Source organism: Bifidobacterium sp. WCA-178-WT-4B (assembly GCF_009696495.1).
GTDB lineage: Bacteria > Actinomycetota > Actinomycetes > Actinomycetales > Bifidobacteriaceae > Bifidobacterium > Bifidobacterium infantis.
The window spans coordinates 100,991-126,710 of the sequence record NZ_VULV01000003.1 but is presented as its reverse complement, the minus strand read 5'-3'; the positions used below and the strand labels follow the sequence as shown (position 1 = coordinate 126,710).

The following is a 25,720-nucleotide window of genomic DNA, read 5'->3' as shown; positions in this document are numbered from 1 at the left end:
TGGCTGTCCATCGGACACGGTTCGGGCGTCCGGGCGATCAGGCGGCGAAGTATTCCACGCCGGCCTCGAAGATCGGCTGGTACTTGTTGCCGGGCACGTTGACGTACAGGCCGTTGCCGGAACGCTCCGAGTGACCCATCTTGCCAAACACGCGGCCGTCCGGGCTGGTGATGCCCTCGATGGCGAGCAGCGAGCCGTTCGGATTCACGTCCAGATCCATGCCGGGGGTGCCGGTCTCGTCCACGTACTGCGTGGCAATCTGGCCGTTGGCCCTGAGCTGGGCGAGCACCTCGTCGGAGGCCACGAAGCGGCCCTCGCCGTGGGAGATGGCCACGGTGTGGATGTCGCCGACCGAAGTCTTGGACAGCCACGGTGAGAGGTCGGAGGCCACGCGCGTGCGGACCAGTCGGCTCTGGTGGCGGCCGATGGTGTTGAAGGTCAGCGTCGGACAGGCGTCGGTCATCGGCACGATGTCGCCGTACGGCACCAGACCCAGCTTGACGAGCGCCTGGAAGCCATTGCAGATGCCGAGCATCAGACCATCGCGGTTCTTCAGCAGGTCACGCACGGCCTCGGTGACGGCCGGCGCGCGGAAGAACGCGGTGATGAACTTGGCGGAACCGTCCGGCTCGTCGCCGCCGGAGAAGCCGCCCGGGATCATCACGATCTGGCTCTTGTTGATCTCATCGACCAACGCCTGCGTGGATTCGGCGACGGCGGCCGGCGTCAGGTTGTTGACGATCAGCGTGGTCACATCGGCGCCGGCGCGCTCGAAGGCGGCGGCGGAATCGTACTCGCAGTTGTTGCCCGGGAACACCGGGATCACCACATGCGGCTTGGTCACGGAAGAGCCGACGTACACGGTCTTCTTCGGCGCGTGGAAGTCGATGGTCTCGACGGTCGCGCCCTTGTCCTCGCCCTTGGAACGGTACGGGAACACGGATTCGATGCCGGACTCCCAAGCTTCCTGCACAGCGTCCAGGTCCAGCGTCTCGCCGGCGGCCTTGAACACGTACTCGGAGGTGGTGGTGCCGATTTCGCCGATCTCGACCAAATTGGAGACGGCCGGAAGCTTGGCATCGTCCGCCAGCTCGACGATGAACGAACCGTATGCCGGGGTGAACAGGTCGTCCACGGCGATGCTGTTGTTCAGGGTCACGCCGATGCGGTTGCCGAGCGTCATCTTGAACAGGGCTTCGGCGGTGGCGCCATAGCCCGGCGTGGAGACGGCCAGGGCATCGTGGAAGTCGGTGAGCTCCTCGATCACGGAGAACGCCTCAAGCAGCGCATCCTTGTCCGGGGTCAGACCGTCGGCCAGGTAGCGCGGTGCGATGCGCACGATACGGTGATCGGCGTCCTTGAACTCGGGGGAGGTGGCGCGCTTCATGTTGCCCACGGCCACGGCGAAGGAGATCAGCGTCGGCGGCACGTCGAGATCCTCGAACGAACCGGACATGGAGTCCTTGCCGCCGATGGCGCCGGCGCCCAGGTCCACCTGGGCCATCAGCGCGCCGAGCACGGCGGCCGCCGGCTTGCCCCAGCGTTCCGGCTCGTCGCGCAGCTTCTCGAAGTACTCCTGGAAGCTCAGGTAGGCCTTCTCATGCTCGAAGCCGGCTGCGACCAGCTTGGCCAGCGACTCGACCACGGACAGGTAGGCGCCGGTGAACTGGTTCTTGGACATGATGTACGGGTTGAAGCCCCACGCCATCGCCGAGGCGGTGGTGGTCTCGCCGAACACCGGCAGCTTGGCGACCATGGCCATGTTCGGGGTGAGCTGACGCTTGCCGCCGAACGGCATGAGCACGGTGCCCGCGCCGATGGTGGAGTCGAAGCGCTCCGAAAGGCCCTTGTTGGAGGCCACGTTGATGTCGGTGACCAGCTCGTTCATGCGCTCGGCCAGCGTGCCCTCGCCCCACGGGGTCTCGTAGGACTGCTGTGCCTCGACATGCACGGTCTGGTGCTTGGAAGCGCCGTTGGAGGCCAGGAACTCACGGGACAGATTCACGATCTTGTCGCCGTTCCAGGTCATCACCATGCGCGGGTCCTCGGTCACGGTGGCGATCACCGTGGCTTCGAGGTTCTCTTCGCGGGCGTATGCCAGGAACTCGTCCACGTCCTCGGCGGCCACGTCCACGGCCATGCGCTCCTGGGATTCGGAGATGGCCAGCTCGGTGCCGTCCAGGCCCTCGTACTTTTTGGGCACGGTGTTGAGGTCCACGAACAGGCCGTCGGCCAACTCGCCGACCGCCACGGACACGCCACCCGCGCCGAAGTCGTTGCAGCGCTTGATCAGACGGCAGGCATCGCCGCGGCGGAACAGACGCTGCAGCTTGCGCTCCACCGGAGCGTTACCCTTCTGCACCTCGGCGCCGTCGAGTTCGAGCGATTCCACGTTATGCGCCTTGGACGAACCGGTGGCGCCACCGATGCCGTCACGGCCGGTGCGGCCGCCCAAGAGGATGATCTTGTCGCCGGGGGCCGGGGTTTCGCGGCGCACATGGTCGGCCGGGGTGGCGGCCACGACCGCACCCACCTCCATGCGCTTGGCCACGTAGCCGGGGTGGTAGATCTCGTCGACCTGACCGGTGGCCAGACCGATCTGGTTGCCGTAGGAGCTGTAGCCGGCTGCGGCGGTGGTCACGAGCTTGCGCTGGGGGAGCTTGCCTTCCAGCGTCTCGGAGACCGGCACGGTCGGGTCCGCGGCGCCGGTGACGCGCATCGCCTGATACACGTAGGAGCGGCCGGACAGAGGATCGCGGATGCAGCCGCCGATGCAGGTGGCCGCGCCGCCGAACGGTTCGATTTCGGTGGGGTGGTTGTGGGTCTCGTTCTTGAACAGGAACAGCCAGTCCTCGTCGTGGCCGTTCACGTCAACCTTGACCTTGACGGTGCAGGCGTTGATTTCCTCGGACTCGTCGAGGCCGGTCAGGACGCCGTTCTTCTTGAGCCACTTGGCGCCGATGGTGCCCATGTCCATGAGGCAGACGGGCTTGGCGTCCCGGCCGAGCTCGTGGCGCATCGCCAGATAACGCTCGAAGGCGGCCTTGACGGTGGCGTCATCGATGGTCACTTCGTCCAGCTCAGTGCCGAACGTGGTGTGACGGCAGTGGTCGGACCAGTAGGTGTCGATCACCTTGATCTCGGTGATGGTGGGTTCGCGGCCCTCCTCGCTGAAGTACTTCTGGCAGAATTCGAGGTCGGCCAGGTCCATGGCCAGACCGCGCTCGTCGATGAACCGCTGACCGGCCTCGGCGTCCATCTCGTTGAATCCCGTGAGCGTCTCGACCTTGCCCGGCACCGGCGCCTGCGCCTTCAGCGTCTCCTTGGTTTCCAGTCCGGCCTCGCGGGCCTCGACGGGGTTGATCACGTAACGCTTGATGGCGTCCACGTCGGCATCGGTCAGTTCGCCCTCCAGCGCGTACAGCTTGGCGGAGCGGACCGTCGGGCGCTCGCCCTGGGAGATGAGCTGGATGCATTCGGCGGCGGAGTCGGCGCGCTGGTCGAACTGGCCGGGCAGGAACTCGGTGGCGAAGACCTTGGCTCCGGCGAAGTCGGGCAGGTCGTAGGCCACATTGTCCACCTGGGGTTCGCTGAACACGGTGGGCACGGTCTGGTCGAACAGCTCCTGGGAGATGCCTTCGACGTCATAGCGGTTCACGATGCGCAGGGCCTTGAGGCCGTTCAGTCCGAGGATTGTGCGCAGTTCGCCCGCAAGCTGCTGGGCTTCGACATCAAAGCCGGGCTTCTTTTCCACGTACACGCGAAAAACCATGGAAATCCTTTCTTGAAATTATTGAAAAATTGAAGAAGTGCGGTAAAAGAACTTGGCTCCCCTCTCTGAGGGGAGCTGTCAGCGGAGCTGACTGAGGGGAGTTGTCATGGCGGTGAACGTCTTGACCTCCCCTCAGTCGCCTATCGGCGACAGCTCCCCTCAGAGAGGGGAGCCAGCTGTATGTTCTGCTACCTGCACCTAAACGACTTATTCGGCGACTTCGATGCCTTCGGACTTGGCGAGTTCGGCGAGGCGCTCCTCGATCTCTTCGTAGGCCGGGATGATGCTGCCGAGACCACGGCGGAACAGGTCCTTGTCAAGGTGCTCGACCTTACCGGAGTGGTCCTTCTGGTCCCACAGACGGCAGGAATCCGGGGTGATCTCGTCGGCCAACAGCAGCGTGCCGTCGGTGGCGCGGCCCATTTCGATCTTGAAGTCGACCAGCTTGACGTCGATCTTGGCGAAGATCTCGATCAGGGCCTCGTTGATCTTGCGGGCCAGCGGGGCGATCTCGGCGAGATCCTCGCGAGTGCATACGCCGAGGGCCACCAGGTCATCGTCGTTGACGAACGGATCGTGCAGATCATCGTTCTTCAGGAAGTACTCAAGCACCGGCTCCTTGAGCGGCAGGCCTTCCTCCACGCCCAGACGGGAGCAGAAGTGGCCGGCGGCCACGTTGCGCAGCACGATCTCCAACGGGAACATGTTCACCTTGCGCACCAGCTGGCCGGTGTCGTCCACTCGCTTGATGAGGTGGCTGTCGATACCGCGCTTCTTGAGCAGGTCGAAGATGATGGTGGTGATGAGGTTATTCAGGCGGCCCTTGCCGGTGAAGTCTTCCTTCTTTTCACCATCGCCAGCGGTGGCGGTGTTCTTGTATTCGACCCACAGAACCTCTGGATCGTCGGTTGCGTACAGTTGCTTGGCCTTGCCCTCGTAGAGCTTTTCCAGCTTCTCCATGACTCACCTTTCAGGAGTGGAATTTCTGGGTGAACTAACGGTAAAAGGGTACCAATCGAGGGCTACAACAACACTCAGCATGACGCTACGATGCGGCCAGCGCATCATACGTCGCTGCATCGAACGGCCATACGCTGTTGGGATGGCGGAGGCGGACGGTATTGGTCCGACAATCGACTCATTGCCGGTCGCATAGTCGTTCGGAGTAACAGTATCTACGCAAGCACGCGGACACTCAGATGTTCGTCAATAGACAAAACGTGAGTGTACGGCCGCGCACGCACGATAATGGGAGTGACGAAATGGTGCAAGGAGGTTCGTCATGATTGACCATATTGGTTTGTTTGTTTCCGACGCCGCACAGTACGCGGATTTCTACGAGAAGCTGCTGGCCCCGCTGGGTTACGTCAAGAAAGTGGCGTACCCGACCGCCGTGTGCTTTGCCAATGACGAGGATGGCGACAGCGTTTGGCTGGAGTCTCCGAAGGACGGCAACCCGGTGGTGCCGTCTCATGTGGCGTTCCGCGCCAAGGATGAGGCCGCCGTCAAGGCGTTCCATGAGGCCGGTCTCGCCTCTGGCGGTACCGACAACGGCGCTCCGGGCCCGCGCCCGAACTATGGCCCCACGTATTACGCCGCGTTCATCCACGACCCGGACGGCAATAATATTGAGGCCATGCTGAGCTGATCAGGCCGTGGACTACTCCACGGTAATCGTCAACGCATCGGCAACACGGCCGGCCTTGGCACGGGCGTCGGCTTCGGACTCGCCGACGGCCAGTGCCACGGCCATACGACGGTGGCCATGCACTTCGGGCTTGGCAAAAATGCGCAGGTCCGTGCCGGGTTCGGCCAGAGCAGCGGCCACATCGGTGAACTCGGCCTCACCGTCGCCGGCCACCACAATCGCATGGCTTGCCGCCACCGAGCCGGCCGGAATCGTGAGCGCCACATGCTCGGGGGTGATCGGCAGACCCAGGATCACGCGGGCGTGCAGCGCGAACTCGCTCAGACGCTGGGAGGTCATCGTCACCATACCGGTATCGTGCGGACGGGGGGAGACCTCGTTGAACAGAATCGAGCCGTCGGTGAGCACGAACAGCTCCACGCCGAATACGCCCCAACCGGTTTCGCCGGTCGCCTGAGCCTTGGCCACCAAGCCTTCAACGGCGGTACGTGCGATGTCGCGCGCCCGCTCGGCCTCACCATCGGGCTCGGTAGCCGGCTGCCAGGACTCGCGGTAATCGCCGGACTCCTGACGTTGGCCGATCGGCGCGCACGTCACAATGCCGGCGGACGAAGAAACGGTCAGTACCGTCAGTTCACGTTCCAACGGGGCAAGCGCCTCAACGATCACGCGCGACACATCGCCCTCATCGGCGGCGCGGCGGCCCTCCTGCGCTTCGGTCCAAGCGGCATCGATGGCGTCGGCGGAACGCACCACCGACTGGCCGTGACCAGACGAGCTCATCACGGGCTTGACCACGCACGGATAGCCGACTTCCGAAGCTCCGGCGCGCAGCTCTTCCAGCGAGCCGGCAAAACGATACGGTGTAGTCGGCAAGCCCAATTCTTCGTGGGCCAGTACGCGCAGGCGCTCGCGGTCCATGCAAATCGCGGCGATTTCGGCGCTCGGCACCACCTGGGCGCCCGCGGCCGCAGCACCGGCCAGCACATCGGTGGCGATGGCCTCTACCTCGGGCACGATGATGTCCGGCTTGATTTCATCGAACAATGCCTGCAATTCGGCGGCATTCGCCATATCCAACGCGCGGTATTCATGCGCCACCTGCTGGGCCGGAGCGCCGGCATAGGAGTCAGCAGCACACACCCATGCGCCCAGTCGCATGAGTTCAAGTGTGACCTCCTTGCCCAGCTCGCCAGCGCCCAAAAACAGCACACGGGTGGGGTGCTTGCCCAGCGGTGTGCCCAGCGGGTGGTTGGCTGCGCGAGTTGCGGGGGGGACGGCGGAAGTCTCGGCGGGAATTGCGGGAGAGGAGGCGGAAGTCACGGCAGTATTCACGGCGTTTTCAGTCATACCCACATTCTGCCATGACGCGATGATTTCGGTATGTCGCGTGAGCGGAGTGCCTCGCGCGGCCAAAATTACGGGCGGAATATCCGGCTTCATGGGGCGGTAATGAGTCCATGGGGCGGTAATGAGTCCATGGGGCGGTTTGTTGGTTTTGTGAAACCGCGGAATTAAGCCGTTTTGCCTTACCGCCCCATGGGAATTTCACCGCCCCATGGGGTAAATACCGCCCCATGGGCAGGTTACCGCCCCATGAAGATTCAGATGCCCGTAACCCGCCATAAATACTGCGTATAGACACGCCATTGCGTGTGTAACAGAGCCGTCGTACCTTAGCAATCACCGGCCGATGGAGTATGGGGCGGTCGGGCCAACATTTTTGGATGCGACATATAGCGAATAGCGGCGTGTCGGTTCCGGCGTTTCAGGCTACAAGCCGGCACGCTGGCAATAGTCGAAGGGGGAGGGCGACATGCCGACGTCGAACGCGGCTCTGATTTCTCGACGGGCGGCTAGTCTGCCCGGCAATCCTTTTGCTGAGGCGGACGCACGCGCTGCAGCAGCCGTCGCCGCTGGCAAGGATATCATCGACTTGAGCAAAGGGAATCCCGATGGCTGGCCGCCATCCTTTGTACAGGACGTGCTTTCTCACGCTTCCCACAATCCTTCCCTGTTCCGGTACCCGCCATTTGATGGGCTTCCGGAATATCTGAATGCGATTGCCGGCTGGTATTCGCGCCAGCACAACGTCACCGTGGACCCCGCCACCCAGCTGCTGGCGACTTCCGGCTCGTCCGTCGGCATCACCACCGTCATCCAGGCGCTGGTCGATCCGGGAGATACGGTGGTGGCGGTTGACCCGTATTACCCGCAGTACGAGGGCTCAACAGTAGTGGCCGGTGGCCAGTTCGAGACGATTCCCGCTGACCCGAGCCGCGGATTCCTGCCCGACTTGGATGCGGTGGACCCAGCGCTATGGACTCGCGCCAAACTGCTGATTCTGAACTATCCCAACAATCCGACCGGCGCGGCCGCAACACCCGAACTGTATGAGACGGCCATGCGCCTGGCCAAGCAATACGGATTCATCGTACTTAACGATTTCGCCTATGCGGGGCTCGAATTCGGCGACGTGCGCTCGCTGAGCCTGCTGGAGACTCCGGGCGCGCTGGACGTGGCGCTGGAACTTGGCTCGCTGTCCAAGATGTATATGGTGGCCGGCTGGCGCGGTGGATTCGTGGCGGGCAACGCCGAAGTCCTCTCTGCCGTCAAAGCCGTACACCGGCAGACTGCGGTGTTGGCTTCCAGCGTTATTCAGCAGGCCGGTGCGGTGGCGCTGGAATCCGATCAGAGCACGGTGAAGCTGCTGGCTGTGCAATATCAGCATCGTTTTGAAGTGGTGCGTGACGGGTTTACCCAGGCTGGTCTGCCGGTGGCCGAGGCCCAAGGCGGCCTGTTCGCGTGGGCGCGCGTGCCGGTGCGGTGGCATGGCGATTCCGCCGCATTCGTGGATTGGCTGCTCAACACGGCCGGCGTGGCGCTGATGCCGGGGGTCTGCTTCGGTCAGGCGGGCGAAGGCTGGGTGCGCATCAGTCTGCTCAAGCACACCGCCGAGTTGTTCCAGGCCGTGGCCCGCGCCGATCGTGCGCTGCGAAGCGCGTGATTCAATATTGGGCAAAATGCGGCAGCCCATACCATTTCACACGCGTTCAGGCAGCGCGGCCGACGCCATTGCCGCGCGGTGGTTTAGGATGAGGCAATGCGCGAAAACGGGATTGAAAAGAGCATTGATCGTCCGCTGACTATCGCTCTTGTGGTCGATACGGTGGGCAATCAGGGCAACGGCACCTCCAATTCGGCCTTGCAATGGGCTGCGGAATTGGAGCGGCAAGGCCATCATGTGAGGCTTGTCGGTATAGGGGCGCCCGAATATCCGGCGCGCGTGAATAAGGTGCCGCTTGTCTCGTGGGTGGCCGCCAAGCAGCTCATGCAATTCGCCGAACCCAGCGACACGTTGTTCCGCACCGCCTTCCAAGGCGTGGATGTGGTGCATATCTATATGCCGTTCAAATTCGGCCGTCGTGCCGCTAAAGTCGCCCACCAAATGGGCATTCCCGTGACTGCCGGATTCCACCTGCAGCCGGAGAACGTGCTGTATTCGGCCGGCCCGCTACGTCGCATTCCCGGTATTTCCAGCTTCCTGTACTGGCTGTTCAAGCACTGGCTGTACAAGCGCATTGACCACATCCATGTGCCCACCGAAATGACCGCGAGCCTGTTGCGCGCGCACGGGTATAAAGCCAAGTTGCACGTGATTTCCAATGGTTATTCACCGGTGTATTCGCCGAAGAAGCCGGCCGATCCGGATGCCTCGGCTCCCGTGCCGTTCCGTGTCGTCGCTTCCGGCCGACTGGCCAGCGAGAAAGATCAGATTACGCTGATCAAGGCGGTGTCGATGTCCCGCCACGCCGGCGATATTCAGCTGGTGATCGCCGGTACTGGGCCGCTCAAGCAGTATCTCAAGTTCCGCGCCGGGCGTTTGCTGGCGCGCAAGGCCGATATCGGATTCCACAAGCACGCCGATATGCCCGATTTGTTGCGTTCGGGCGATTTGTTCGTGCATTGTTCGATTGCCGACATCGAATCGGTGAGCGTGATCGAGGCGATGGCGTGCGGATTGGTGCCGGTGATCGCCGCGTCCGAATTGTCGGCGGCCGGCCAGTTCGCGCTGATCGACGAGTCGTTGTTCCCCGTGCGGGACGCGGCCCTGCTGGCCCGACGCATCGATTGGTGGATCGCACATCAGGCCGAGCGCGCCGAATGGGGCGAGAAATACGCCGAATACACCAAGGCGCATTATTCCGTGGAAGCCTCGGTCCACAAGTTCGTGGATATGGAACGCAAGGCGATAGGGGAGTAGGAGCCTTCTCGTTTGCGGAGAGGTCTTTCCCTCAGTCCGCCTGCGGCGGCCAGCTCCCTCATCGGCGGGAGCTACGAAAAAACCTCCCTCTGATGAGGGAGGTGGCATCGCGAAGCGATGACGGAGAGAGAGATTAGCGAAGGGTTTTACAACACCTCAATAAGCTGATCGACCTCTTCATGCGTGGTGGCCCAGCTGGTGCAGATGCGCATCACGGTATGCGTGTCGTCGGCCTTCTCGGTAAAGCCGAGCTTGACCTCGCGCTCCAGACGGTCGATGGTCGGCTGATCCATCGTCACGAAAATCTGGTTGGTGGGCGCTTCGAAAGTGAGCATGTAGCCCTTGGCGCGCAGGGCCTCGCGAATACGATCGGCCGCCTCATTGGCGCTGCGGGCAATCTTGAAATACAGGTTGTCGGTGAATAAGGCGTCAAACTGCGCGCCCAGCACGAAGCCCTTGGCCAGCAAGGCGCCGTGCTGCTTGATGCGGGTCAGGAAGTGCTTCGGCGTGTTGTGCTTGGTAAACACCACGGCCTCGCCGAACAGCGCACCCACCTTGGTGCCGCCGATGTAGAACACGTCGGCGATGGTCGCCAGATCCGTGAGCGTCATGTCGGAACCAGTGGCGGTCAGCGCGTAGCCGAGTCGCGCGCCATCCACGAACAGCGGCATATCGTACTTATGCGCCACATCGGCGATAGCCTGCAGTTCGGCTTTGGAGTAGATGGTGCCATATTCGGTGCTTTGCGAGACGTACACGGATCCAGGGAACACCATGTGCTCGTAGTTGCCGTCCGCATAGAAGGTCTTGCAGAACTCGTCCAGTTCGGTTGGATCCATTTTGCCGTTGTGCTGGGGAATCGTAAGCACCTTGTGGCCCGAGAACTCGATGGCGCCGGCCTCGTGCACGTTCGGATGGCCGGAGGCGACCGCGACCACGCCTGCATACGCCGGGGTGATGGTGTCGATGACGACCTGGTTGGTCTGCGTGCCGCCGACGAGGAACCACACATCCGCGTCCGGCTGGCCGCAGGCCTCGCGGATCTTGGCCTTGGCCTGATCGCTCAGTTCGTCGGACCCGTAGCCCGGATACAGATGGTTGTTGACTTCAGCCACGGCTTCAAGCACTGCGGGATGGGCGGCGCGGGAGTAATCGTTCTCAAAAGACAGCATGACGGACCTTTTGTCCTTATGTTCGGTGAATTGGATATGCCCGAGTGTACAACGCAGTGGTTCCGGGTTATAGGCCAAAATGTGTGTCCGTTTTGGCTTGTGTTCCTTTGTGGCGGTGGGCGTTCCTCCTGTTCGAGTTGTATGGGCGGGGAACTCGAGGTCGGCCAGAATGTGTGTCCGGAATGGCCGGTCAGGCCTTGCGGCACAACGGTTGAGTGACTTTCGAGTTGGCGTGGCAGATTGGGTGGATGAACACACCTTGTTGCGCCGTGTGCGGCGAGCCGATGAAGCGGAACGGAAGGACGAGCTCGGGACGGATCAGGTGGCGGTGCCGGAACGCCGGCTGCGGGAGCTCACGCACCCAGTCGCGCGACAACAGCGCCCGTGATCTGCGGTGCGGTCTGGATTGGCTGTTCTCGAAGCAGCGCAGGCCGAGCACCGGCTGCCGGCACGCACGCTGCGCCGCCGGTGCGAGCTCATGTGGGGCCTGTGGCCGCCCGTGCCCCTGGTGGACGAGGTGCATCATGTGGTGCATGTGGACGGCATCCACCTGCACCGCGACGCGGTGGTCCTGATCGCGGTGGCCGGCGGGCACGTGATCGGCTGGCACGTCGCCAAAAGCGAGAAAGCGGCGGCATGGCAGTGCCTGATGGCGCGCATCGCGCCGCCCGACGTGCTCGTGTGCGACGGCGGGGGCGGCGTCCTCAAGGCCGCGAAGGCCATGTGGCCGGATACGAGGATCCAGCGGTGCCTGTTCCACGTGCAGGCCAACATCCTCGAGCTGACCGGCAGGCGGCCCAGACTCGAGGCGGGCGGACGGCTGCGCCGGGTGGCCCTGTCCCTGCCCCGCGTCGGGGACGCGGGCGGCGCGGCCGAATGGCTGGTCTCCTACAACCAGTGGGAGCAGGACTTCGCCTCGTTCCTCGACGAGAAGAGCGAATACGCCGACGGCGGCGTGAACGACATGCACCAAAGGCTCGTCAAGGCACGGCGCAGAGGGTGTCTAATTGTTTGTGTATGGGATCATCTGATTGAAAGGAAACGATCATGGTGACCGAGGCAGTGAAGCCTATGGCCGGCGATGTGGCCGGGAACGACAATGGTGCCGTGACGGATTCGCGGTCCCTGGTGGACTCGCTGGTCGCGTCGGGAGCGCTGGACCCCCTGTTCGAACGGATAGACGGCGGGCAGATCGAGCTCACCGGCGACGGCGGCCTGCTGGGCGAGCTCACGAGGGTCGCCCTGGAACGCGGCCTGCAGGCCGAGATGACGTCGCACCTGGGCTACGCGCCCGGCGACAGGGAGTCGAAGGCGGGCGGCGGGCATGCGAACTCGCGCAACGGCTCGTATCCCAAGACGCTGTCCACGCCGGTGGGAGAGGTGACCGTGCTGGTTCCCCGCGACAGGGACGGCTCGTTCACCCCGAGGTTGGTGCCCAAGCATTCCAGGAGGCTGGGCGGACTGGACGAGATGATCATATCCCTGTACGCGGGCGGCATGACGGTGCGCGACATCCAGCACCACCTTGAGAAGACGATCGGCACGGACCTGAGCCCCGAGACGATATCCAACATCACCGACGCGGTGAGCGACGCCGTGCTCGAATGGCAGGAGCGGCCGCTGGACGAGTTCTATCCGGTCGTGTACCTGGACGCCGTCAGGGTCAAGGTGCGCGACAACGGCAGGGTGATGCCCAAGGCGGCGCACATCGCCATCGGCGTCGACATGGACGGGTTCAAGCATGTGCCTGGCATATGGGTCCAGGACAACGAGGGCGCCTCCTTCTGGGCGCACGTGTGCGCCGAGATGGCCAACCGGGGCATGGCCGACGCGCTGATCGTGTGCTGCGACGGGCTCAAGGGCCTGCCCGAGGCCGTGGAGGCCACGTGGCCCAAGGCGATCGCGCGGACCTGCGTGGTGCACCTGATACGCGCGGCCAACAGGTTCGTCGCCGACCACGACAGGAAGAGGGTGTGCGCGGCGCTCAGGAGCGTGTACTGCGCGCCCAACGGGCAGGCCGCGCAAAAGGCGCTCGGCGAGTTCGCGGAAAGCGAGCTCGGCCGGAGATACCCGTCGGTGGCCGCCACGTGGAAACGCTCGTGGGACCGGTTCGTCCCGTTCCTGCAGTTCCCGCCCATGCTCCGCCGGGTGGTGCACGCCACCAACAGCATCGAATCGCCCGACTACCAGCTGCGCAAGGTCAGCCGCAACCGCAGCCAGTTCCCCAACGACCAGGCCGTGGTCAAGCTGTTCTGGCTGGCAATCTGCGACATCGAGGACAAACGCAGCCTCAAACGCGCCAAAGACGGCAACAAAACCAGGCGCAAAAGCGAGGGAAGGCTCATCGAGGGGCGCATGACGACCAACTGGAAACAGGCCCTCGCCCAACTCGCGGCCGCATACCCCGAACGAATGGAACCTTATTTATAAAACACACCCCAAACACAAACAACTTGACAAGCTCACGGCGCATGATCCGCAGACGCATCCGCGAGGGCCACCTGTTCACGTTCCTCGACGAGGGGCTCGCGTCCGTCGGCCCGGTGCCGTCCACCAACAACCTCGTCGAATCATGGAACGCGCGCCTGCGCGACATGCTGCGCCGCCACCGCGGACTGCGGCTGGTCAGACGGCTGAAGGCGATCTGCTGGTGGTGCCACCAGCACACGGCGCATCCCGAGACCGACGCGTGGCTCGCGGCCAACGCGATGACCGACGAACGACTCGAGCGCCTCTACCGGCAGGCATGGGAAAGGAGCCCGCAAGGCCAGTACGAGACGTTCGGCATCCCCGCAAGATACGGCACCGGCATCGACTGGAACGAGTTCCACACACGGGTCGAATGGCAGTCGAACGACTAGACCACCGGACACACATTTTGGCCTATAACCCGTGGTCCCGGCAGGAGCGGGGAATTCAGGGAAAAACAAAACCCTTCCGCGAACGGAAGGGTTTTACTGGGGTGGCCAACGCGGCTCGAACGCGCGACCTTCTGAACCACAATCAGATGCTCTACCAACTGAGCTATGGCCACCATAGCGTCGTATTCAGCAAGCTGAATTCGCACAACAGGTGAATACTATACACAACTTTTCGGATGTGTGCTCATCGGTGTGTCGCGATGGAATCAAGTGGTTGGTTTCATTCTTGGGGCCAGGCTGCGGGCTGTCTCAGATGGCGGGATGTGGATGAGTGGGTCTTGTGCGGCGATTGATGAAAAGTCAAGGCACACGACGGTGTGATGGTACGACCGGGGATTGTAGAGATGATTACGTGAGTGTTCGCAATGTGAGCATTATGTTTCATATCAACCGCGACCCGCCTAGTTTCATGCGATGTTACCTACACCAAACAAGGGAAGAGAAACACCATGGAAAAGGTTAAAGCCTTTGCAGATTGGCTGACCAAGTGGTTTACGGTCATCGTCATCGTCTGGGCCGTCTTCAACTACTTCGTGCCGGCCGCCAGCTTGTGGGGCAAGGCGTACACCGGCTACATGCTGGGCATCGTGCTGTTCGGCATGGGCCTGACCCTGACGCTGGACGACTTCAAGCGCATCCTGACCCAGCCGCTGATGGTCATCGTCGGCACCGTAGCTCACTTCATCATCATGCCGCTCATCGCCGTGGCCCTGTGCGCGATCTTCCACCTGTCCGGCCCGCTGGCCGTGGGCGTGATTCTCGTCGGCTGCTGCCCGTCTGGCACCTCCTCCAACGTGATGAGCTACCTGTCCCGTGGTGACGTGGCCCTCGATGTCTCCATCGGCATCCTCTCCACCCTGTGCGCCCCGTTCATGATTCCGCTGCTGATGCAGCTGCTCGCTTCTCAGTACGTGTCCGTGCCGACTCAGTCCCTGTTCCTCAACGCCGTCAAGGTGGTGCTCTTCCCGATCGCCCTCGGTGTGATCTGCCACATGATCTTCGGCAAGAAGATCGAGAAGGTTACGGTCGCCCTGCCTATCGTTTCTCAGGTGGCTATTCTGCTTATCATCGGCGTGGTCGTTGCCGCCAACGGTCCGAAGCTGTTCGTGGCCAGCTCCCTGGTGGCCATCCCGGTGGTCATCCTGCACAACCTGTGCGGCTACTCGCTGGGCTTCGGCTTCTCCAAGCTGATGTACAAGATCTACCCGAAGGGCTTCCGCTACGCACAGCAGAAGGCCATCACCTTCGAAGTCGGCATGCAGGACTCCGCTCTGGGCGCAACCCTGGCCCTGACCTCCTTCGCAACCAACCCACTCGCTGCCGTGCCGTCCACCTTCTTCTCCGTGTGGCACAACATCTCCGGCTCTATCCTGTCCAGCTGGTGGCGCAACCACGATGACAAGCACGAGATCCACTGGGATTCCGACAATGGCGAGAAGGGCTCTGCCAAGAGCACCGTTTCAGCGGCCCACCCGTTCGACGCCGATAAGGCCGCCAAGGTCGCTGCCTGAAATCCTGAAATGGTGAGAAAGGTCGGGTAAGGCACGACTCCAGTCAGTCGGTCATCCACCTTTCCTACCTCGCATAACATAGCCGCTCCCGCTTACTCCCGATTGAGGTATCGGGCGTTTCGCGAGGGCGGTTTTGCTATAATTGGTAATGCAGAAAGCGGCAAGGTAATACGGCAAAGAGGCCGGGTCGCTAGAGGTTCCCATCGGATATGGAAGAGCACGAGGATGTGCTGGAAACAGATAACACAGAAGCGGATGTGGTGAAAAGAAACATAATGTAACCTCCTTGGCGGTGCCCCCGTGTGACATAGTCTCCGCGGGGGCACCTGCTGTGTGGCGTTCCCTTTTTGCGACGCATTCCCGGGAATATTGCGTTGGGAGAATAGTTGGGTGTGTGTTTTGCGACGCATTGGAATATTGCGTTGGGAGGAGAGGAAAAGTACGGGGGCGCAGGAGGTCCCCAAACCAGTGAGTTGTGGCTCGGCGCGTCGTTGTCCGGAGGAATCGTAATATAGATATTCGTGTGTGCCAACAGCACGCCTTATGTAACAGGCGAGCATGCTGGGATATCCTTCAAACCGCTGATCGCACGCAGTAATGCGCCGACGGGAGGGGCGAAGGCCATCGGGCCGGTGGACTGGGCTATCTTTTCCGATTCGTCGGGTGCCGTCAACAGGCGGATACCAAGCGAGTGTGCTGAAAAGTGTGGGTGCAGTGCGGCGGTCACACAAAAGCAAGAGAAACCACTGAATCGGAGAATTCAAGTTGCCTACTATTGAACAGCTCGTCCGTAAGGGACGTCAGGCAAAGCCGAAGAAGTCCAAGACTTTGGCCCTGAAGGGCAGCCCGCTGCGTCGCGGCGTGTGCACCCGTGTTTACACCACCACCCCGAAGAAGCCGAACTCGGCTCTGCGTAAGGTTGCTCGTGTGCGCCTGTCCTCGGGCATCGAAGTCACCGCCTACATTCCGGGCGAAGGCCACAATCTGCAGGAGCACTCCATCGTGCTCGTGCGCGGCGGCCGTGTGAAGGATCTCCCGGGTGTGCGTTACCACATCGTGCGTGGCGCGCTCGATACCCAGGGTGTCAAGGACCGTAAGCAGGGTCGTTCCCTGTATGGAGCAAAGAAGGCGAAGTAAGAGATATGTCACGTAAGGGACCTTCCAAGAAGCACGTCGTGCTGCCCGATCCGATCTACGGTTCCACCGTGGTGGCGCAGCTCATCAACAAGATTCTGCTTGACGGCAAGAAGTCGATCGCCGAGGACATCGTCTACTCCGCGCTCGACATGGTCAAGGAGAAGACCGAACAGGAGCCGGTGGCCGTGCTCAAGCGCGCCCTGGACAACATCCGCCCGTCCCTCGAGGTCCGCTCCCGCCGCGTCGGCGGCGCCACCTACCAGGTGCCGGTCGAGGTCAAGCCGAACCGCGCCAACACCCTGTCGCTGCGCTGGCTGACCGACTTCTCCCGCGCCCGTCGTGAGAAGACCATGGCCGAGCGTCTCGCCAACGAGATCCTGGACGCCTCCAACGGCCTCGGCGCTTCTGTCAAGCGCCGCGAGGATACTCATAAGATGGCAGAGGCCAACAAGGCCTTCGCTCATTACCGTTGGTAATCACTCGCCCTGAGCACAAACTAAGGAAAAAGATGGCTGAAGAGATTTCGGACCTCCACGACGTCCGCAATATCGGCATCATGGCTCACATCGATGCCGGCAAGACCACCACTACCGAGCGTATTCTGTTCTACACCGGTAAGAACTACAAGATCGGCGAGACCCACGATGGCGCCTCCACCATGGACTTCATGGCGCAGGAGCAGGAACGTGGTATCACCATCCAGTCCGCCGCCACCACCTGCTTCTGGAGCCGTCAGTCCCACGACACCAAGGACAAGTTCCAGATCAACATCATCGATACCCCTGGCCACGTGGACTTCACGGCCGAGGTGGAGCGCTCCCTGCGTGTGCTCGATGGTGCCGTTGCCGTGTTCGACGGCAAGGAGGGCGTGGAGCCGCAGTCCGAGACCGTGTGGCGTCAGGCCGATAAGTACGGCGTTCCGCGTATCTGCTTCATCAACAAGATGGACAAGCTGGGCGCGAACTTCTACTACTCCGTCGACACCATCAAGGAGAAGCTGGGCGCCGCTCCGATCGTGATGCAGCTGCCGATCGGTTCCGAGAACGACTTCACCGGCGTCGTCGACCTGGTCGAGATGCAGGCCTACGTGTGGAACGGCACCGAGGAGCTCGGCGCCAAGTACGACACCACCGAGATCCCGGACGATCTCAAGGACAAGGCCCAGGAGTACCACGAGAAGCTCGTGGAAGCCGCCGCCGAAGCCGACGACGAACTCATGAACAAGTTCTTCGAGGACGGCGACCTGTCCAAGGAAGACATCCGCGCCGGCGTGCGCAAGCTCACCATCGCCAAGGAAGCCTTCCCGGTCTTCTGCGGCTCCGCCTTCAAGGACAAGGGCGTTCAGCCGATGCTGGACGGTGTCGTCGACTACCTGCCGTCCCCCGAGGACGTGCCGGCCATCAAGGGCTACAAGCCCGGCGACGAGTCCGTCGAGATCGACCGTCACCCGGTCAAGACCGATCCGTTCTCGGCCCTCGTCTTCAAGATCTCCACCCACCCGTTCTACGGCAAGCTCGTGTTCGTGCGCGTCTACTCCGGCTCCGTCGTGCCGGGCGACTCCGTGCTCGACTCCACCCGCGAGAAGAAGGAACGCATCGGCAAGATCTTCCAGATGCACGCCGATAAGGAAAACCCGATGGACCGCGCCGACGCCGGTAACATCTACACCTTCGTGGGCCTGAAGAACGTCACCACCGGCGACACCCTGTGCTCCATCAACGACCCGATCACCCTCGACTCCATGACCTTCCCGGATCCGGTGATCCAGGTGGCCGTCGAGCCGAAGACCAAGGCCGATCAGGAGAAGATGGGCATCGCCCTGTCCAAGCTGGCCGAAGAGGATCCGACCTTCCAGGTCACGACCGACGAAGAGTCCGGCCAGACCCTGATCGCCGGCATGGGCGAGCTCCAGCTCGACATCATCGTCGACCGTATGCGCCGCGAGTTCAAGGTCGAGTGCAACCAGGGCAAGCCGCAGGTCGCCTACCGCGAGACCATCCGCAAGGCCGTCATGGACCAGGGCTACACCCACAAGAAGCAGACCGGTGGTTCCGGCCAGTTCGCAAAGGTCCTGATGAACTTCGAGCCGCTCGACACCACCGAGGGCAAGACCTTCGAGTTCGAGAACCAGGTCACCGGCGGCCACATCTCCGCCGAATTCATCGGCCCCATCGAGGCCGGTGTCAAGGAGGCCATGGAATCCGGTATCCTCGCCGGCTTCCCGGTCGTGGGCGTCAAGGCCACCGTCACCGACGGCCAGATGCACCCGGTCGATTCCTCCGAAATGGCCTTCAAGCTCGCGGGCTCCATGTGCTTCAAGGAAGCCGCCCCGAAGGCCAAGCCGGTCATCCTCGAGCCGATCATGAAGGTCGAGGTCCGCACGCCGGAAGAGTACATGGGCGAAGTCATCGGCGATCTGAACCAGCGCCGCGGCAACATCCAGTCCATGACCGACGGCGTCGGCGTCAAGGTCATCGACGCCAAGGTCCCGCTGTCCGAGATGTTCGGCTACATCGGCGACCTGCGTTCCAAGACCCAGGGCCGCGCCATGTTCACCATGGAGATGGACTCCTACGACGAGGTGCCGAAGAGCGTCTCCGAGGAGATCATCAAGGCCCAGCGCGGCGAGTGACACGCACCACTGCATGAAGTGGCCAGTGTCTCCAGTCAGCGGTAGTATCGTATACCGCTGACTGGGTTCTGGCTCTTCAAAGTGGCACATAACCCAGAAACCCAGTAGAATAAGCGAGTCCCTGTGCGAAAGGGCGCAGGAAACTCACGAGACGTCCAGGAGGACAAAAGTAATGGCAAAGGAAAAGTACGAGCGTACTAAGCCGCACGTTAACATCGGTACCATCGGCCACGTCGACCACGGTAAGACTACCCTGACTGCCGCCATCTCCAAGGTGCTGCACGAGGAGTTCCCGGATGTCAACCCGGAGTACGACTTCAACCAGATCGATTCCGCTCCGGAAGAGGCCGCCCGCGGTATCACCATCAACATCGCCCACATCGAGTACCAGACCGAGAAGCGTCACTACGCTCACGTCGACTGCCCGGGCCACGCCGACTTCGTGAAGAACATGATCACCGGTGCCGCCCAGATGGATGGCGCCATCCTCGTTGTGGCCGCCACCGACGGCCCGATGGCCCAGACCCGCGAGCACGTGCTGCTCGCCCGTCAGGTCGGCGTCCCGAAGATCCTCGTCGCCCTCAACAAGTGCGACATGGTCGACGATGAAGAGCTCATCGAGCTCGTCGAAGAAGAGGTCCGTGACCTCCTCGACGAGAACGGCTTCGATCGCGACTGCCCGGTCATCCACACCTCCGCCTACGGTGCCCTGCACGACGACGCTCCGGACCACGAGAAGTGGGTCCAGTCCGTCAAGGACCTCATGGCCGCCGTCGATGACTACATCCCGACCCCGGTTCACGACCTGGACAAGCCGTTCCTGATGCCGATCGAGGACGTCTTCACCATCTCCGGCCGTGGTACCGTCGTCACCGGTCGTGTCGAGCGTGGCCAGCTGGCCGTCAACACCCCGGTCGAGATCGTCGGCATCCGTCCGACCCAGACCACCACCGTCACCTCCATCGAGACCTTCCACAAGACCATGGACGCCTGCGAGGCTGGCGACAACACCGGTCTGCTGCTGCGTGGCCTCGGCCGTGAGGATGTCGAGCGCGGTCAGGTCGTGGCCAAGCCGGGCTCCGTCACCCCGCACACCAAGTTCGAGGGCGAAGTCTACGTGCTGACCAAGGACGAAGGCGGCCGTCACTCGCCGTTCTTCTCCAACTACCGTCCGCAGTTCTACTTCCGCACCACCGACGTCACCGGCGTCATCGAGCTGCCGGAAGGCGTCGAGATGGTTCAGCCCGGCGACCACGCCACCTTCACCGTTGAGCTGATTCAGCCCATCGCCATGGAGGAAGGCCTGACCTTCGCTGTGCGTGAAGGTGGCCACACCGTCGGCTCCGGTCGTGTGACCAAGATCCTCGCCTGATTTTCATCAGACAAGAATCTTCGCTTGAACTAGCGTTATAGGAAATCCCCTTCGAGGAAACTCGGAGGGGATTTCCTATAACCGCAGCAGGTATGGATATGTACCACGACTTCCGGCCTGGATGCGCTAGTATTGCTTTCCAATAGATAAACGGACTGCTGCACTGCGAGGTATGACACTGATGGCAGGCCGGGCGGATGCTGTATCAGACCGCCATTGGTATTGATGGATTATGGCGTGATACGCGCGAGCAGATTGCCCGCGTGCAGGAGGATCGCGAGCCATTGGCGGTCTCGTTCTCGCATACGACCGCCGCAATATTGCTTCCCAAGTCATTGCCGGTCATGGCCCGGAACATGGATGGGTTCGATTTTGCCGTGCAGGTGATGAACTCGGACGCCATTCTTGGCCAGGCAAGCATGAAAGCCGTGCATTTGGGCGTGGTGGAAAAGCCGATCGTCAATGATTCGGTGGATCGTGTCACCCTGTGCGAGGACCGGCTGGTCTTGGCGGGAGAACCAGACGGCGTATGGATGGTGCGCGAGCACGGTTCCGGTGTGCGGTATTACACGGATTTGTATTTCAAGACCATGCAGGGTTTGCCGCCTCGCACCATGGAGGTGTCCAGCAATGCCGCGATTGCGGCGGCGTTGTCTTCCGGCTTTGGGCAGTCGCTGATTTCGGAAGCCGCAGTGCCTTCTGGAGTGCCGGTGCGAAAGCTCGGAGACGAATTCGTGCGCCGTTTCTATGCCTTGGTGCCGAGATCCGGCCTGACGCACGATCAGCGAGAGCTGGTGGAAGCGATTATCGCTGTGTTGCGCGGATAGTCAGTGCCTTGTCTCCCGTCAGAGGGGAGCCAGAATGTGGTATCGGCAAAATCGATGATATGTATTGGTAGCAATGATTTGACCGATGTAAACGCTTGAGATTCAATAGACACCATGAGAGAGTTCTGTACAAAATGGTGGAAGCGCATTGCCGCCGTTGACATGTTGTTCATTGGCGTTCTGACTCTGCTGGCTTCGCTGTTCGCCTCCTGGCTCAAGCAGTTCCCTGGATTCAGCCTGTTCGGCGCGCTTATCATCGCGCTGATCATCGGTATGATCATCCAGTTCCCGATCCGCAGTGCCTATGTCGGTTCCAATGATGGCCGCAAGGCAGGCGTCAAGGACGCCGCTGGCCTGATTTCCAACAAGTTGCTGCGCCTCGGCATCATCCTGCTCGGTTTCAAGCTCAACCTCGCCGTGCTGTTCACGCAGGGCATCAAGTGTCTGCCGATCGCCGCTGTGGTCGTCACGCTGACCATCATCGTGTGCTATGCCATCGCCCGCAAGCTCGGTGTCGACCCGATGCTCGCCATCCTGACCGCCGGTGGCACCGGCATCTGTGGTGCGGCCGCCGTCATGGGTCTGGCCGGTTCCATCAAGGTGTCTGAGGACAAGCAGGACGAGAAGGACAATGACGTGACCATGGCCGTGGCCATCGTAGCCATTATGGGTACTGTGTTCGCGTTGCTGGAGATCGCGCTCGGCCCGCTGACCGGCATGACCAAGGACCAGCTGGGCATCACCGCCGGTGCCTCCCTGCACGAAATCGCCCATGCGGTCGCCGCCGGCGACGCTTTCGGCGCGGTGGACATCGCCACCATCATGAAGCTCTCCCGCGTGCTCATGCTCGTGTTCGCCGCCATCATTATCGCTATCTGGTGGGAGAAGAAGCACTCTGAGGTGAAGAACACCGGCAAGAAGACCGTGGCCTTCCCGTGGTTCATGCTCGGCTTTATCGGCGCTTCGATCATCGGCACTTTCGTGCCGTTCATCGCCTTCATCACCCCGCAGCTCGTGGACTTCGCGTACATAGTACTCGGTATGGCCATGGCCGCGCTCGGCATCAACGTGAACTTCAAGGCCATCGCTTCCAAGGGCAAGAAGCCCATGCTCGCCAGCTTCCTGACCTCGATTCTGCTCATGTGCTTCGCGGCAGGCGTCGCGGTGCTGTTCTTCTGATCTGATAAGTGCTCTGAAATACGAATAAGCGGCATATGAATGAGTCATATGCCTCCTATTCGTTGTCGTGATATATCGGTGCAATCAGTCGGCGCGATGGTATCCGCGTTGACTGAGGATGTTGTCGTGATGATTGCCATGAGTGTTCTGCCTAGTCGTTGAGGACATCGCACGTTGCATGCCGATGATGGCGAAGGCGATTACCACCATGATTACGAACGCCACAGCGAACCAGCCCCATAGCAGCACGAACAGCGCCACGGAACGGGTGAAGTTGCTGGACGATTTGAATGTCACGTTGCGGTTCATCACGAAGTTGTAGGTCGCCGAGCACACCACGGCGATGCCGTTGGCGATCTGTGAGGGTACGCCGATCAAGTGCAGAATGGCGAACGTCGCATACTCCACAATGGTCTGCGTGGCGGAAACACCCGCATGCTTGCCCAACACGGCGAGTCCATTTTGCTTCGGGGTTGCCGTGCCCCCGGTATTTTCCGCAGTATTCGTTGTGGTCGATGTGGCGCCCACACCTTGATTCGGCTTCACATCCGCTCCATTGTTCGCCATGCCCATATACCTCCCGGATGTACCTGTGACGTTCGACCTCGCAATGATGCCGCTGACCGCGTCGGGAATCGGCGTGGCGGTCAGACGAGAAAACCGCAGGCCGCAGCAACGACCGGCACACTCAGCGACAGCACCAGATAGGCCGCTGCGGTGGGGTAGCGGTGTTTGCGGAAGAGCGTCACCATTTCGTTGATCGCGGTTGAGAACGTGGAGAAGCCGCCGAGGAAACCGGTGGCCAGCACTAGCCGCCATGGTTCATCAAGTGTCCCGCCGAGGGCCAGCGCCGCGACCAAACCGGCCAGGAATCCGGCGATGAGATTGATGGTGAACGTGGAAAGTGGGAATGCGCGCCGCCAGTACGTTTTGATGGTCACGTCAAGCAGATAGCGGCAGGAGGCGCCTACGCCGCCGCACAGGCAGACCAAGATTGGTAGGAATACGGTCATCACGCCTTACCTCCCTTGCTGGTCGTAGCGGCATTCGTATCAGCGGACGCTTCGGCGGATACGTTCGAGGAGCCGGCCAGATGCGTTCCCGCCCACACGCCGGCAGACGCACAAACCAGACCCAGCGCGAACGTCACCAGTAGATAGGCAATGCCAGCTGCCACCTGACCGTCGCGGATTGCGGTAGAACCTTCCAGCGCGAGTGTCGACATCGTAGACAAACCACCGCATACGCCCATGCCGAGTCCGCGACTGGCAAGTTCTTTGGAACGTGCACCGAACCGGGAAGCGCCGGCCAAGTAAGCGGTCAGCCCTGCATAGCAGAAGCAAGCCAGCATGTTGGCCACAAACGTGCCGGTGTGGAAGCTGCCAGCCGCGGGAATCTGCGCGAACGCATAGCGAATCGCGGTGCCGATAGTGCCGCCGCAGAAGACGACCAACACAATATCAAGATGAATATCGGGGAGCTTGCGCGCCGGGGGAGTGGTCGTGTGCGTAATCGACCGGGCACCTGCGGATGGGGATTGCGAACCCATAGTAGCCTTTCCTGAAACCGCTGAATCCTGCTGAAGACACAACGATTTCATGCAATGTCAAATCGTGTGTAGGAACTATCAGCAGTGTGCGGTTCGAAACAAGTTCAGGCGGGTCCCATCGCCGAATCCCAGCCTACTCGTGCAGAAGACATCCATGGGCGTGTCGCTGTTTTACTTCAAGTACTTGAGGTTTTTAGAGTTGTCGATATGAGCACAACGACCGCATGGCATACGATTCGCGAGGCGTCGATGATTTCCGGGCTTCCGGAGTCCACGCTGCGCTACTACGAGCAGATCGGCATTATCGCCCCCATCACTCGCGACCCGAGTTCGGGGCATCGCGCCTAGGCCCTGCGTCTCGCTGCCAAAGCCGAATCCATTCGAATGCAGCAGGCGTACGTATCGTTCAAGACACTGTACTGGCGGGCTAAGGCTGAGGGGCGCGACGAGGAGGCGCAGCAGCTCATCGAAGAAAACCGGAACATCATCGAACAGGTGAAGCGCCTGCAAACCGACGTCAAACAATAAACGACAATAGACAGATATCCCCAACAAAGGAGTGATTGACATGACCGAAATGATGAAAGCCGCGATTTTCGTGGAGCCTGGCAAGATGGCCGTGGAAGAAGTGCCGAAGGCGACGCTTGAACAGGATGATGACATCGTGATCCGTGTGGTGCGCACGTGCGTGTGTGGCTCTGATTTGTGGTTCTTCCGTGGGCTGAGCGGACAGGCCGCGCACAGCCAGGTGGGTCACGAGTCCATCGGTGTGGTCGAAGAGGTTGGCGCGGCGGTCGCATCCGTTAAGCCAGGTGATTTCGTGGTCGTGCCATTCCCGTACAGCTGCGGCAAGTGCCCGGTATGCAAGGCCGGCTTCGAATCCGTGTGCCCGCATGGCGGCTACTTCTCCGCTTGTCAGGCCGAATACCTGCGTGTGCCCGAGGCGGACGGCACCGTGGTCAAGGTGCCCGGTTCACCGGAAGATTATTCCGATGAGCAGCTCGCATCGCTGCTGACCATTTCCGATGTGATGTCCACCGGTTATCACGCGGCGGCTTCTGCCGAGGTCAAGCCCGGTGACACCGCCGTGGTCATGGGCGATGGTGCAGTCGGCCTGTGCGGTGTGATTGCCGCTAAGATGCTCGGTGCGAAACGCATCATCGCCATGAGCCGCCACGAAGACCGAGCGGAGCTTGCCCGCGAATTTGGCGCGACCGACATCGTGCCGGAGCGTGACCAGGCCGCCATCGACAAGGTGCTGGAGATGACCGGCGGTTACGGTGCCGACGCAGTTCTCGAATGCGTGGGCTCCAAGCAGTCCTTCGACACGGCGATTGGCCTGATTCGCCGCGGTGGCGTGATTGGTCGTGTGGGCCTGCCGCATGACGTGGAGATCAGCGCCGAAGGCACGTTCTACGGCAACATCGGCATCAAGGGCGGCCCGGCCCCCGTGCGCCACTACGACCTTGACTGCGGACTGCTCGACGCGGTGCTCAAGGGCGAAATCAACCCCGGCCGCGTGTTCACCGACGAATACGACCTCGACCATATCCAAGACGCCTACGAGGCGATGGACCAGCGCAAGGTCATCAAGGCGCTGATCCGGTTCTAGGGTTAGGTACGCAGCGAACGGTTCTCACCAAGAACCGTGTGAGCCATTCGCACAAAATCGCACAATCAAACAGGGCGCCGGTGTGATGGGGGGGGGTTGGGGGGTGAGCCGGTTCGGCTTGCGT

The 25,720-nt window shown here is 61.7% G+C and carries 18 protein-coding genes, 1 tRNA gene, 4 pseudogenes and 1 riboswitch; of the genes and pseudogenes, 15 read left to right on the top strand and 8 right to left on the bottom strand.

What is annotated here, in order from left to right:
- Positions 1-37: 37 nt before the first annotated feature.
- Positions 38-3,772: a phosphoribosylformylglycinamidine synthase gene (locus tag FYJ31_RS03825; RefSeq protein ID WP_154536024.1), complete on the bottom strand. Its 3,735-nt coding sequence runs from the start codon at positions 3,770-3,772 to the stop codon at positions 38-40.
- Positions 3,773-3,979: 207 nt separating this feature from the next.
- On the bottom strand, positions 3,980-4,732 hold the full coding sequence (gene purC, locus FYJ31_RS03820) for a phosphoribosylaminoimidazolesuccinocarboxamide synthase (protein WP_007051209.1): 753 nt from the start codon (positions 4,730-4,732) through the stop codon (positions 3,980-3,982).
- A gap of 322 nt (positions 4,733-5,054) precedes the next feature.
- Here purC and FYJ31_RS03815 point away from each other — a divergent pair, with 322 nt between their 5' ends.
- Positions 5,055-5,420, top strand: coding sequence for a VOC family protein (locus tag FYJ31_RS03815; protein ID WP_029679175.1), 366 nt, complete (start codon positions 5,055-5,057; stop codon positions 5,418-5,420).
- 12 nt (positions 5,421-5,432) lie between these two features.
- Here the strand turns inward: FYJ31_RS03815 and purT are convergent, their stop codons facing one another.
- Entirely contained in the window at positions 5,433-6,770 is a 1,338-nt protein-coding gene (gene purT, locus FYJ31_RS03810; RefSeq protein ID WP_154536023.1) for a formate-dependent phosphoribosylglycinamide formyltransferase, read from the bottom strand.
- Between the two features lie 466 nt (positions 6,771-7,236).
- Between purT and FYJ31_RS03805 the strand changes: the two genes are divergently transcribed.
- Both FYJ31_RS03805 and FYJ31_RS03800 read left to right on the top strand, forming a co-directional pair.
- Positions 7,237-8,427: a pyridoxal phosphate-dependent aminotransferase gene (locus tag FYJ31_RS03805; protein WP_154536022.1), complete on the top strand. Its 1,191-nt coding sequence runs from the start codon at positions 7,237-7,239 to the stop codon at positions 8,425-8,427.
- Positions 8,428-8,523: 96 nt separating this feature from the next.
- Positions 8,524-9,684: a glycosyltransferase gene (locus FYJ31_RS03800; RefSeq protein ID WP_154536021.1), complete on the top strand. Its 1,161-nt coding sequence runs from the start codon at positions 8,524-8,526 to the stop codon at positions 9,682-9,684.
- A gap of 146 nt (positions 9,685-9,830) precedes the next feature.
- Here the strand turns inward: FYJ31_RS03800 and FYJ31_RS03795 are convergent, their stop codons facing one another.
- On the bottom strand, positions 9,831-10,856 hold the full coding sequence (locus FYJ31_RS03795) for a threonine aldolase family protein (RefSeq protein WP_154536020.1): 1,026 nt from the start codon (positions 10,854-10,856) through the stop codon (positions 9,831-9,833).
- A 248-nt stretch (positions 10,857-11,104) separates the two neighbouring features.
- On the opposite strand from FYJ31_RS03795, the pseudogene FYJ31_RS03790 reads away from it, so the two are divergent.
- The 3 genes and pseudogenes from FYJ31_RS03790 to FYJ31_RS03780 all read left to right on the top strand — a co-directional run.
- A pseudogene (locus FYJ31_RS03790) lies at positions 11,105-11,850 on the top strand (IS256-like element ISBlo17 family transposase); the annotation flags it as partial.
- Between the two features lie 77 nt (positions 11,851-11,927).
- Complete coding sequence (locus tag FYJ31_RS03785) at positions 11,928-13,286, top strand: IS256 family transposase (RefSeq protein WP_154536065.1); 1,359 nt, start codon at positions 11,928-11,930, stop codon at positions 13,284-13,286.
- Positions 13,287-13,309: 23 nt separating this feature from the next.
- A pseudogene (locus tag FYJ31_RS03780) lies at positions 13,310-13,717 on the top strand (IS256 family transposase); the annotation flags it as partial.
- 97 nt (positions 13,718-13,814) lie between these two features.
- On the opposite strand, the gene FYJ31_RS03775 reads toward FYJ31_RS03780, so the two are convergent.
- Positions 13,815-13,890 (bottom strand) — tRNA-His (locus tag FYJ31_RS03775).
- 336 nt (positions 13,891-14,226) lie between these two features.
- Here FYJ31_RS03775 and FYJ31_RS03770 point away from each other — a divergent pair.
- From FYJ31_RS03770 to FYJ31_RS03735, 7 genes and pseudogenes are all read left to right on the top strand, one after another.
- Positions 14,227-15,288, top strand: a complete 1,062-nt coding sequence (locus FYJ31_RS03770) for a bile acid:sodium symporter family protein (protein WP_007056371.1) — start codon at positions 14,227-14,229, stop codon at positions 15,286-15,288.
- A gap of 765 nt (positions 15,289-16,053) precedes the next feature.
- On the top strand, positions 16,054-16,425 hold the full coding sequence (rpsL, locus tag FYJ31_RS03760; RefSeq protein WP_003813881.1) for a 30S ribosomal protein S12: 372 nt from the start codon (positions 16,054-16,056) through the stop codon (positions 16,423-16,425).
- A gap of 5 nt (positions 16,426-16,430) precedes the next feature.
- Positions 16,431-16,901 carry a 30S ribosomal protein S7 gene (gene rpsG / locus FYJ31_RS03755; RefSeq protein ID WP_012578203.1) on the top strand — a complete coding sequence of 157 codons (471 nt, stop codon included), beginning with the start codon at positions 16,431-16,433 and terminating at the stop codon, positions 16,899-16,901.
- A 32-nt stretch (positions 16,902-16,933) separates the two neighbouring features.
- Positions 16,934-19,057: an elongation factor G gene (fusA, locus tag FYJ31_RS03750; RefSeq protein ID WP_154536019.1), complete on the top strand. Its 2,124-nt coding sequence runs from the start codon at positions 16,934-16,936 to the stop codon at positions 19,055-19,057.
- A gap of 172 nt (positions 19,058-19,229) precedes the next feature.
- On the top strand, positions 19,230-20,429 hold the full coding sequence (gene tuf / locus FYJ31_RS03745) for an elongation factor Tu (protein ID WP_012578201.1): 1,200 nt from the start codon (positions 19,230-19,232) through the stop codon (positions 20,427-20,429).
- Positions 20,430-20,614: 185 nt separating this feature from the next.
- A pseudogene (locus tag FYJ31_RS03740) lies at positions 20,615-21,256 on the top strand (LysR substrate-binding domain-containing protein); the annotation flags it as partial.
- Between the two features lie 114 nt (positions 21,257-21,370).
- Positions 21,371-22,435, top strand: a complete 1,065-nt coding sequence (locus FYJ31_RS03735; protein WP_154536018.1) for a YeiH family protein — start codon at positions 21,371-21,373, stop codon at positions 22,433-22,435.
- Between the two features lie 84 nt (positions 22,436-22,519).
- Here the strand turns inward: FYJ31_RS03735 and FYJ31_RS03730 are convergent, their stop codons facing one another.
- The 3 genes from FYJ31_RS03730 to FYJ31_RS03720 form a co-directional block, all read right to left on the bottom strand.
- Positions 22,520-23,002, bottom strand: a complete 483-nt coding sequence (locus tag FYJ31_RS03730) for a GtrA family protein (protein WP_154536017.1) — start codon at positions 23,000-23,002, stop codon at positions 22,520-22,522.
- Positions 23,003-23,082: 80 nt separating this feature from the next.
- Positions 23,083-23,448, bottom strand: coding sequence for a fluoride efflux transporter FluC (locus FYJ31_RS03725; RefSeq protein WP_003832658.1), 366 nt, complete (start codon positions 23,446-23,448; stop codon positions 23,083-23,085).
- Positions 23,448-23,984 (bottom strand): fluoride efflux transporter FluC, encoded by a 537-nt coding sequence (locus FYJ31_RS03720; RefSeq protein ID WP_154536016.1) that lies wholly within the window; start codon positions 23,982-23,984, stop codon positions 23,448-23,450. Before FYJ31_RS03720 ends, FYJ31_RS03725 begins: the two co-directional genes overlap by 1 nt.
- Positions 23,985-24,046: 62 nt before the next feature.
- A riboswitch (Fluoride riboswitch) is annotated at positions 24,047-24,116 on the bottom strand.
- Positions 24,117-24,191: 75 nt separating this feature from the next.
- Here FYJ31_RS03720 and FYJ31_RS12705 point away from each other — a divergent pair.
- Both FYJ31_RS12705 and FYJ31_RS03705 read left to right on the top strand, forming a co-directional pair.
- Positions 24,192-24,512, top strand: a pseudogene (locus FYJ31_RS12705) (MerR family DNA-binding transcriptional regulator).
- 40 nt (positions 24,513-24,552) lie between these two features.
- Complete coding sequence (locus FYJ31_RS03705) at positions 24,553-25,596, top strand: zinc-dependent alcohol dehydrogenase family protein (RefSeq protein WP_154536015.1); 1,044 nt, start codon at positions 24,553-24,555, stop codon at positions 25,594-25,596.
- The last annotated feature ends 124 nt before the right edge of the window (positions 25,597-25,720 follow it).